Raw genomic sequence first — 10270 nt, forward strand, 5'->3', positions numbered from 1 at the left:
ACCTTGAGTAATCTGCGCCATTCAGATTCAGTGTACCCATCCCCCCCATTGCGGAAACGAGTATCAAAACGGGCTAAGTGAATCTTGAATATTTCGTGCCGTTCACCGTAATTAGGGAGATCCACTTTGAAAATCTCGTCAAAGCGTCCACTCCTGGTTAATTCAGGAGGCAACCACTCAATATTGTTAGCAGAAGCGATAATTAAAACCTCACTTGTACGCTCTTGCATCCAGGTCAGTAACATCCCTGCTAGGCGTTTGGATAAATCATCATCCCCCGCGAATCCCTTATCAAAATCATCTAGGTATAAAATTACACGGTTAATCCGGTCTACGAGTGCGAGTAAGTTTTTTAATTTGTACTCGGCTAAATTACCGTAGCTGCGAAAACTTCCCCACTCCAAAATAATCAGAGGTAGCCCCAATTGCGCCGAACAAGCTTTAGCCGAGTACGATTTTCCCGTACCCGGTGGGCCGATGAGTAAAACCCCCTTGGGTAAGCGCAGATTATAGGCTTTCGCTAGTGCCGTCAACAAGCGCTTGTAAGTTTTAAACGCCTCCTGTATCAGTTCTAAACCACCAATGGGTGTGCTTGGGGTTTGCAGGAACTGGATGTTATAAATCCGCTTAAATAATTCAATTTTATAAGCGGACAGTTTTTCTACTAACTCCAGTGGTGTAACTTCAGGTGCGATTGCTTTCAGCACTGCGCTCCGCGCAATCGCCTGTCTGATGCCATAATCAATATCAGCTAAGTACATCCCCACGCCTGCGATCGCAGTTGCATGAATATCGCCCTTACTGTAATCAGGTAATACTTCGGTTAGGTAGGTGCTTATCTCCTCAATGCTTGGCAGTTGTTGAATGACTGTTGGAATTTCGGGGGCAATGTCAGACGACACCGTAGCGTTTGGGCCTAAGAGAATTGCTGTCTTTTCTTCATTGTGATTGTACAGTTTCAGGTTAATCAGGGCTGACTTGATCCACTCGGCTGTTAAGAAAAAATCGGGGTCATTAGTCACATCTCCCAGCCAGGGGAATATCCCCTCCAGTATCAAAATGCCTTCTAAATCAGTAGTTTGCCAGAACCGAAGAATTTCAAAGTAATGTTCGCGCCGAGTTTTGACAATCGCCTGCTGATACTGGTCAATTTTCGGTAAAGTTAACCCATTCTCATTAGCCTTCAACTGATATAGTGCATCATCCTCCATCGTCCACAAATAACAGTTAATGTCCAGGCGCTTGCATTCACTAGCTAAATTAGTAAGTAGCCTACGCCTCTCTTGCAATGGAGACTCGACAGCTATCAGCTTATTGTTAAGTTTAATTAATCCAAATATTTGCTTGATTAACTCATTACTCATGAGGGTTTTCGCTAAATTTTTCCCCAATATTATTCATAGCTCTTGCTCTTTACTAGTTACTTTCGTGCCTAAAAAAATAGCACGAAAGTAACTTGACATTTGTGCAACTATAGTTCTATTTCTCGGCTGTTGTGTTGGCGTTGTTGCAGTTGACGAGAAAAATTGACTAATTGGGTATTCCAATCCGAGTCGCACTTAATTTGAGTCGAGTGTGGCAGTAGTTGTTTAACAGCCTTTGCCGCAGTTTTTTGTGTAAAAGCTATCTGTACATGGGGAATATTACTTAATCTTTCAACTTTTAAGCTTCTTGGGTCGTCTACTGCTATGTAAAGTGTTCGGTTCTCTGGTATTCCTTCCTTTTGATATTCCAGCATGGCGAATGAAATGGTATCAATCGGAGACTCACACAGGACAGCAGTGCTAGTTTTATCAGTAGGGTTTTTCCCCAGAGTAAAGTAAAACCAGCAAGAGCGGCGAAGTGTACCTAACTCATAACCTGAGAATGTATTAGCTGTACCTTGTAAAAATGCACCTTTGGTATTTCCGTCGAGATCCCGCATCACAAATACTGCATTTGTTTTTGAGTCGGCATAAACTAGCCCCTGCTGGTGTAGCATTTGCACACAATCATCGGGGATGCCCCGTTTTTGAGTAAGGTAACGTTCAACGGCAGTCCAGTTAGCTTTATTCTCAACGGGTAGGGTGAATTGGGGCGCACTTTGGGTTTGGATAATGTCAGATGCTGTTTTTTTAGCAAGGAACATCGCTGCACGTTGCGCCCCAACTTCCCCAAATCGCTCATGTAACCATGCGATCGCTTGAACTTGGTCACATTTATTAACCTGTTTCACCAAGTCGAGCGCCCCATTACCTTTAATGGGGGAACCCGGAGCAATGTCAGTAAATCCAAAGCCATCTATATTAATGATGTGGTTTCGTCCTACCCATTTATCTCCTTTACGCCACAGTCCCAACTCCCAGGCGACATCATCTAAGGCTAAGTCAGTTGACCACTCGGTAAGAAGACGCAATTGCTGATTATCTTGCTCTAATTGCTCAATTCGTTGCCGTAATTGCTCATTTTCTAGCGCTAGAGCTTTAGCAGTAGCTTCCATTTCCTGTTTACGCTCTGTTGCTCTATCCCTGTCAGCCGCTTTAGCCTTTAATTGCGCTGCACTCAGTTCATCAACTTCTAAGTCCCGCCCCTCCTCCACTATGCGGTAAAAGTCTTTGATGTCCTGGTGCTTGGCTTTGCTTCCCCTAATCCCACGCTCCAACCCAATTAACTGCATCGTGTTGTAGTAAGAATCCTGAAACTCATGAATTTTCTGCCTGCCGTCGAAGAAATGGTTACAGCGCAATTGTCCCTCATCATCAATTGGCACAAAGTAAGCGTGAATGTGGGGTGTGGCTTCATCTAGGTGTAATTCTGCCCTCACTATGCGATCGCCATATTCATCCGCCAACCACTGATGAGTCGCTTCCAGCCAATCGTCCAGTTTTTGCCCTTCATAGTACCCAGCTTCGGTCGGGCAGTTTGGACGGAAGTAACTCGGTGAAGCACTCAACAGTAACTCTACACAATAAACTGCATCAGTGCGAATCTTTCGCTTCTGCTCATGTTCGGCAATTTTAGCTAGTACTAAATCCTCTAGTCTTTCCTCCGGGTCGAGGCTACCGATGAACCTAATATTTTTTTGGTTGGGGTCAGCGTTTGGAGTTTCACGTTCCCTTGCAGTGTGAGATGCACTACCTGATATGTTACCCCGCTTTAATTTTTTTAATCGGGCGATCGCGTAGTTCATGGCTCACATCTTGGATAAACTTGGTATGATTTTTTTATGATGCTGATTTCGCCAAAATCTCAGCAATGGCGACTAGTTGCCAAAATAGCCAAATCGCCCAAATGCGAAAAAGTGAAGATAGTCGTAGTAAGTACGACTATTTTAATATTTTTTCAGAGAATTGTTTTGACTGTAAATTGAGTTTATCTCAGGTTTAGTCTGGGCTTAGTCTGGGCTTAGTCTGGGCTTAGTCTGGGCTTAGTCTGGGAAAACTTAAATACAAACAGCTTTCAGTCTCAAACTTAGTCTACGCTAAGTCTGCGCTAAGTCTGCGCTAAGTCTACACTAAGTCTAGACTAAACCTGAAAAACTGTAGTTTAGGATACATTTTTCTATTTGAGAATTAACTCAAGACACAGATTGAGTAAGTGAAAAATTTAGTTTGTAAAAAGAACTTTCTTCAGCTAGACTGTACATAAGAAATTTCTAAATTTCGGCTGTGCAAAGAAAATGGAACTACCTAACAACAGTTACATCATTGCAATGAATAATTGCACAAAAACTTTGCTCAGAGGAAAATATGGAACAAAAAGAACAAGTATTCTTTACGATTAAGCGCACGGTAGATACTCAAGAAGGGCGACTACTAAATTATCTGCAAAACGAACCATTTGACTTAGGGACACTACCAGAAATAGTGATTTTGACCCTGAAACAGCATTGGTCGCCTTTTGCCATGTCTACTGATGGGGTAGATGGAGAACAACTAAGACAAAGGGCGATATGGGCAATTCGACAGTTGGAAGCACAAGCGGCTTTAATTCGTGAGGTATTTCTAGAACCATCAGTAGTGAAGACGGAGATATCAAGGTGCGAAACTCAAGCTCAACAGGCGAATGGTGTAGAGTCGAGTCTACCCCAAACCCAGACACAAGAAGTCCAAGCGTTAGAGCAGACTGATGAAGATGACGATTTGGACGAATGGATAGATATAAAACCAACACCACAAATGGAACAGGTTAATAAACTGTTTGGTATTGGTTAGCTAAAGTGTCCTAACTATACCAATAACCAGTTAATAATTGCTCTCAAGGGTGAATAAGACTCTTGAGACAATGCCTATCTTATTTTGCGATCGCACATAAAGCCGGAAAATGTATGAATACGCCCAACAAAGAGATAACTTCAACTGTTCCCAGGATAGCAGCGTCGTTTGATTTAGGTGGCAGTCATAACCGAGGGATTGTTCAGATATACCCAGAAGGTGTGCCAATAGTAATAGCGATGGGGCCAGAAATAGCAGATGCCAGCCCAGATTCAATAACGCATTCATTTAGACAGTTGCGACCTGATTCGACTTGGGTAGGAATTGGCAAAGATTATTATGTATTAGGCGCTCTAGCTAAAGAGGCTTTTTTCGGTACACCAGCAATTAAGGAGTTGAAAATCCACTATGGTTTGCCAAAAATAGCGGGATTGTTTTGGTTGGCTAGTTGTCAGTTGGGGTTGGGGTTGAATCAACCAGTAGAGGCTTTTACACAATTGCTGCTGCCGGGAGGAGAAATTGCCGATGGTGTAGAATTAGGTAAAACATTGAAGCCCCTCCTCAAAAAAGGAGTAAAAACACCATCAGGTCAGTTGAAAGTGAAACTACTCAATTTTTCAACTTCGCCAGAGGGAAGCGGTATTATGGAATACCGTCATCGTGCTTTAGGTAGTGAGTTTGATAAAAAGAGTATTGGCTTGCTGATGCTGGGTTATCGTAATGCCAGTTTTTTACTATCATCCAAAGGGAACTTAGCTAAATTTGAAACTACAGATTTAGGTATGAGTTGGCTGGTACACCAATTTGTGGAGCGTACTGCTGTTGGTTTATCAAAGGATGATTTACGATTAGCACTGTTACTGGTGCAAGCGCAAAATGGCAACCAAAATGCACTGCGTTCCATCTCACGTAAATCTACCCCAACTGGTGTAGAGTCAGATTTAAAGTTATTTAACTCGGTGTTACCACCTTTAATTGATGATTACTGTCGAGCTTTAATCAGATGGGTGAAAAATCTGGCTGTTCTGGATGAAGTGTTAATCTGCGGGGGGACGGCGGAGTTTATTCGCGCCCCGTTAACCCAATATTTTGAGAGCGTTGGCATCCCCATTGTTTGGAATGGTGGAGTGCTTCTTCCTAAAGGGCTTGATACTCAGGGGTTAGAAAACCGAATTGCTGATGTGTGGACAGCGCATATTAACTATATCAAAATGCTCGATGGACATTTTGGCTATGAGCGCAAACAGAAATTAGTCCCAGATAATTATCAAGCGCCACCCAATATCAATTTGAATCCAGCTAAAGACCTTTTCTCTGTCAATGGGTTTAAATCCCAAACATCTAATAGAAATCACAATAGCTCAAATTAAGTACCTTGATGTTAGACAGAGGCTCTGTCTAGCATCGTCAAATCCAATGTGCGTAAGGGTAATTCTTGCCCAAGCCTCTCTATCATTAAGAGGGTGCGATCGCTGTCGTTATCTCACGGCTTTGTAGGCGATCGCACTCAGAGCGCCTACTAACTTAAATTCCTCTTCGTTAACCATCATCTATTTACAGAGAGGTTTTTGTAAAAAGCGTATCTCTTACTCCAGAAATGATGGCTACTGTATGATGGCTAAATCAACCGTTTTTGTTATTCATTAAGAGAAACCATGCCCAAAACTTTGACTTTGAAAGTAGACCAGTACATCAATGCCAATCCCAACTGCATTATCGCTACTGCCCATGTAGATAGTTTCCCCCCTGACTTACCCTTAGAACCTAATATTCGGGAGCCGAACCGCAAAAGCTCAACATACAGACAAATATTTGACAGCTTGACAACTCAGCCGGAAAAGTTCTTTCAGAGAAACAACGGAATTGTGCTGTGTGTCAATAAAGTTAGTCCAACAAGCAGGACTGAACTAGAGTTAGAAATCTTACAGGCAAACGAGGGTGGTAGTGACGGTATCATCAACGGGGGGCATACAGTTTTAGCCTTTCAACAAGCCAGAGATTACAAGTATGACCTGACCCTAGCCAGGATAAAAGTCACAATTCACATTGGCTTAACTGAAGAAGAAGCGCTTGACATTGCCTTAGCATCAAATACATCAGCCCCAGTAGATGCCCGTTCTAAAGTTAATGCTAGAGGTGATTACAAATTTATCAAACAGTTTTTAGCCCAATTGGAGCTAGAGCTAGAGACAAAATTCCGCATTGGATACTATCAAAACCAAAGCGGTGCGCCTAAAAATCCACAGTGCAATGTCAACCATTTAATTAAGTTGATCAACTGTCTAGATAGGAACAAATACAACCCTCAAAAAACTAAAGGTAAACATCCCCCTGTTAGCAATAACCCCTCTTTAACTGACGCAGAAAGAGAAAGGTTGTCAAGATTATTGCCGCTACTACCCAAAGCTTTGTGGATTGAACAGCGACTATTCAAAACTATAGAAGCTTACATCACAAACCCTAAGAAAAAGGGGGTAGACCTCGCCTCTATTGATGCGCGTAAAAATACCCTCTTACCCGACAGCCGCTATTCATTTGGCTTTAGTGCGCCGGCTGATATCGCTATGCCCATTGTGGCCGCCTACCGGGTATTTTTGGACGAGAATTACAACTGGATAATTCCCTTTGATGAGTTTGCCGAAGACTTTTTACAACATTTATGGGACAACTATTACAAGAAGTATTTGATATCAGAGAAGCTGGCAAATAATACAGTAGGCAGTAAAATCTGTCGCAACCCTGTGATTTGGGATAATCTCTACGTTTCTGCCCAGAGTTACCTAAATCAACGATTGTTGAAAATGGTTGAGTCAAACAACAGACGCTCTGAACTCAAATTAGCCAATTAATATATGTCAGACAACGCACAAGTACAAGAATTAGAACGATTCGCAAGGGAACAACAGTTCAACTCGCAGTATCGACAGTATTTTGGGGATGTTTGGGACGAAGCTGGGGTAAAAGATATCTCTAAAATGACTATCTCTGATGCCGAGCAGACATTGAAGGTACTGGCAAGCAGTCAAGCATCTCCCCAGTTTGTCAAATCCTTGCTAGCACAAGCGGCGGTCGATGGTGCGCCGCCGCAGGTTCTGGAGTATTTCTTGAATAGCGACATTGACGGCGATGGGCGGACTCTGGCTATTGAAATATTTCACGATGGGACAAATCCTCTGGAATCAGACTCACCCCAAACAACACCCAAGGCTCAGGCTTTATCCCTATCTCCAACTAAAGATACTGAAGATTTGGACTGGGAAATATAGCACATATTTCCCAATTTTACTAGTCACGTTTGTACTAAAAAAAAATGACACGAAAGTAGCTAGTTCTTTTTTTACAGCCTATTTAAACTTGTTGAGTTAGGTATAGAGTTCCATTTTCCACTTCTTCACAGTAGGTTGTAGTTGATTTCTTTACTACACCTGTTCCCTCAACTAACTCAACAATTAAATGAGGCGATAATATGACTTTATTAGGTATTGATAAACCCACCGATACAACCCAAGTAAAACTGTGGGGTGAAGAAGATTTATTAACCCCCACTCTCCGCCGAGAAAAACTAGAAACTCTCCTGTGCCAAAAAGTACAGCAAGGTGAAGACCCTACCTTATGTCAAAAAGTATTAGACTATCTGTATTTCTCGGCATTTCAGGACAAACTTAATCGAATTGCTGTTCAAAAGGAAAAAGAACGGTCTGTATTTTTATCCGTACAGCAAGTGTTTATTACATCTTTCGCTATTTTAGGATTGTTTGCGTTCCTCGCCGCCGCTTGCAATAAGTCCGTTGTGCGATCGCCTTCCCTTGGTGTAAACCCTCCGGCTATAGAACAGCAAGCTCCGGGCGCAACGCCTGGGGTGGAGCTAAAGCAGGGTAATTTCAACAATCGTTGAAACAAATAGTGTCAATCGCTTGTTGGTGTGTGTGTCGGCATTAATGAACAATATTAGCTAGCAAAAACTGGCATCCAAAAAGCTGAAAACCTTATTTGGCGAACATTTGAAACTAGGAAAAAACTCGGTTCGCATTTTTAGTACTAAAAACGAGTTAGTGCGATCGCCCCTTAAATCCCCTAGCGATCAGCTACGCGCTTGAGCGCTCTGCGCCATCGCACGGCAGTCGAATTAGCAACGCATGAGCATTGAAAAAGCTGGAAGTGTTGTCGTTGAATACTTCCAGCTTACCTCAAATATGATCTGGTGGCTACCAATCTGTGTCAGGGTCAAATGGCAGCGAACTTGGTTCTTCAAAGTTAGCTAAGTCTTGCTGCATCTGTTTGAGGCGTTCTGGATATGTGCGGATGGAGGCTAGCTTTTCTTCCATTTGTTCTTTACCAAAGTTAATACCTTGTTCGGCGTATTCAGCAGACACATTGTTATAGTTATTGACCTCCAGTATCTTGCGGCGTTGCATTTCATCCAACCAATCTTCGCTGGTTCCACTGGCCAGTTCTCTTTCCCTATATTCTGGTTTGAGAGAGCCATCTGGGTTAAATTGCCGCTTTTCTTCCTCTGTGAAAAAGTCATAGGCGGTGTATATGGGCCAGGGTTCGGGTTCGGTTTGGTCTAAGCGTTGCCACTCATCAAATTCTTGTTTAGACCTACGAGCATAACTGTCAATTGCACCATCAGCCATCCCTTGGGCTAACATTTTCTCTCTGGCTTCAGGCTTTAAGGTTCCGTCTGAATTGAACTCTTTGCCATTCATGTTGAGCCAGCGTTTGGTTCTGGACATATTCATAGTTGTTGACACATTTACCTCCCAAAACTTGAAAATTTCGTAAAAATTATGACTTTAGAATTTAAGCATTTCGATACTAGATTGAACCAGTGGATTCACACTGATGGAAATACGAAAAACCCTGACTCAATTCTAACGGAAAAGTTAGATAATACTCTACTTGAATTCTACTTTCCAGATAAACAATTCTCTTTTGGACATACAGATGAGTATAGTAAAGCAGAAGATTTAAGAAATCATCCAGATGGACATATTCTGTTACTTTCTTCTAAATCAAGGTTACTATACGGCTCTCCAGAATGTTTACCAGAAATTGAAAAACTCTGCCCAGATAGGAAAGACCGTGGTGCATACGGTTCAATTTTTCTAGGTGCTTGTAGAAATTCGCTTCATGAAGAGTTAAATATTTTAGTTGTAGATGATTCTCAAGAGAAAGGAGAGAATGGAGGTATTATTGATAGGGAAGAAGCGTTTAAATTAGTAGGTGACTGTTATGGACAAATATCAACAGAACTTTATGATAAATTAACTAAACGTCAAGAACAGTCAGATAAAAGTTATCGTGTGATTCAGCATCGTTTTGGATGGAAAGAAACTGATGGTGAGGATACTAAATATAGATTTGGTAAAGGGACATTAAGACCAAATAAATTAAACAGGTTAAAATATGCAATTCAAGATAATGAACCCAAAATCGATATCATTCTCCCCCTATCCAGTTTTAAAGGTACAGACAAGGATCGCCCCGGTGGAGCTATTAAGCCACAAATTCAACCAGGATTATATAGACAGAAAATCTGGCTTGGTGAAAAGTCTCAGTCTCAACAAGGGAAGACAGCAATATCTCAACTGATAGCATCCTTCCCACAAGGCATCAAAGACTTCGCTGAGGAACTAGAAGCACAGGCTAAAAAATTAGCCGAAATGCAGTCTGACCCCAGGAAACTGGCTCAACTCTATTGTGAAAAATATGAGAAGCGCAAGGCTTTCACCGAGAAACAAATCGCCTCACTACAGCAAACAATTACTGAGCAAATTGCAGATGGAACACTTGCAAAGCAATTAGAATTGCTAAGTGAAAATGAAGATGAAGAAGAATTGGAAATAGATGATGAAGATGAAGCATCACCTAAAGATGATTTGTTGATGTACAAAATCATCAAAGCTGACCTAAATGGGGGTCATAATCAGCTTTTAGAAACTGAGAAAGTACGGAAGGAATTGAGTAGATTTGTCCAAAAAGAGTGGCGTGATATTGCCATCGGCAGAGCTATCACATTTGATAGAGGCATGATAATCCCATCCAAAGAGTTAAAAAATGGTGAGATTTGTGTA

9 protein-coding genes are annotated in these 10270 nt (G+C 41.9%); 6 read left to right on the top strand and 3 right to left on the bottom strand.

Features of this window, described 5'->3' with window-relative positions:
* Both H6G83_RS33795 and mobV read right to left on the bottom strand, forming a co-directional pair.
* On the bottom strand, window positions 1-1364 hold a 1364-nt coding region (locus tag H6G83_RS33795), incomplete at its 3' end, for an ATP-binding protein (protein ID WP_190480389.1).
* 107 nt (window positions 1365-1471) lie between these two features.
* The gene (gene mobV, locus H6G83_RS33800) at window positions 1472-3169 is read right to left on the bottom strand and encodes a MobV family relaxase (protein ID WP_190480391.1); all 1698 of its coding nucleotides are present in this window, start codon (window positions 3167-3169) and stop codon (window positions 1472-1474) included.
* A 559-nt stretch (window positions 3170-3728) separates the two neighbouring features.
* Here mobV and H6G83_RS33805 point away from each other — a divergent pair.
* The 5 genes from H6G83_RS33805 (at window position 3729) to H6G83_RS33825 (ending at window position 8088) form a co-directional block, all read left to right on the top strand.
* Complete coding sequence (locus tag H6G83_RS33805) at window positions 3729-4193, top strand: hypothetical protein (RefSeq protein ID WP_190480393.1); 465 nt, start codon at window positions 3729-3731, stop codon at window positions 4191-4193.
* Window positions 4194-4255: 62 nt separating this feature from the next.
* The gene (locus tag H6G83_RS33810) at window positions 4256-5563 is read left to right on the top strand and encodes an acetate and sugar kinases/Hsc70/actin family protein (RefSeq protein ID WP_190480395.1); all 1308 of its coding nucleotides are present in this window, start codon (window positions 4256-4258) and stop codon (window positions 5561-5563) included.
* A 285-nt stretch (window positions 5564-5848) separates the two neighbouring features.
* Window positions 5849-7042 (top strand): AIPR family protein, encoded by a 1194-nt coding sequence (locus tag H6G83_RS33815; RefSeq protein WP_190480397.1) that lies wholly within the window; start codon window positions 5849-5851, stop codon window positions 7040-7042.
* Window positions 7043-7045: 3 nt separating this feature from the next.
* Window positions 7046-7459 (top strand): hypothetical protein, encoded by a 414-nt coding sequence (locus tag H6G83_RS33820; RefSeq protein ID WP_190480399.1) that lies wholly within the window; start codon window positions 7046-7048, stop codon window positions 7457-7459.
* 200 nt (window positions 7460-7659) lie between these two features.
* Window positions 7660-8088, top strand: a complete 429-nt coding sequence (locus H6G83_RS33825) for a hypothetical protein (RefSeq protein ID WP_190480401.1) — start codon at window positions 7660-7662, stop codon at window positions 8086-8088.
* 310 nt (window positions 8089-8398) lie between these two features.
* On the opposite strand, the gene H6G83_RS33830 is transcribed toward H6G83_RS33825, so the two are convergent.
* Window positions 8399-8947, bottom strand: a complete 549-nt coding sequence (locus H6G83_RS33830; protein WP_313937768.1) for a hypothetical protein — start codon at window positions 8945-8947, stop codon at window positions 8399-8401.
* 36 nt (window positions 8948-8983) lie between these two features.
* Between H6G83_RS33830 and H6G83_RS33835 the strand changes: the two genes are divergently transcribed.
* A partial coding sequence (locus H6G83_RS33835) for a hypothetical protein (protein ID WP_190480402.1) occupies window positions 8984-10270 on the top strand: 1287 nt, incomplete at its 3' end.

The organism is Anabaena azotica FACHB-119 (assembly GCF_014697625.1).
GTDB lineage: Bacteria > Cyanobacteriota > Cyanobacteriia > Cyanobacteriales > Nostocaceae > Trichormus > Trichormus azoticus_A.